The 334-nt window shown below is 32.9% G+C and carries 1 pseudogene; it reads right to left on the reverse strand.

The window, feature by feature from the left end:
- Positions 1–334 (reverse strand): annotated as a pseudogene (locus ACNQ0T_RS23440) (IS1380 family transposase); the annotation flags it as partial.

The following is a 334-nucleotide window of genomic DNA, read 5'->3' on the forward strand; positions in this document are numbered from 1 at the left end:
ATCAATATCAATCGTAATGGATGTCAATTTACTTTTAGTGAGCAGTTTTTTAAAGACTTTAAAATTAATGTCTATAAACATTTGGGTTGTCTTGAAGTTGAAGTTTCCTAGAAACCGTGACACTGTTTCAGGTTCTTTTACGGAAATATCAAACTCGTTGACGAGGGGATCATTTTGAAGTAGCTTTAGACGTTCTAACTTATCAATGCCAATGAAGTGACCGCAGAGCATGGTCTTTATATGATTCATCTTGATTTTATTTGTTGAGTCATTATCAAATACGAGGTCATTTTCAATAAAATCAAAAATCCCATTGCTTTTTGCATTCTCAAGG

The organism is Enterobacter cloacae complex sp.6700776 (assembly GCF_048284255.1).
Classification (GTDB): Bacteria; Pseudomonadota; Gammaproteobacteria; order Enterobacterales; family Enterobacteriaceae; genus Enterobacter; species Enterobacter intestinihominis.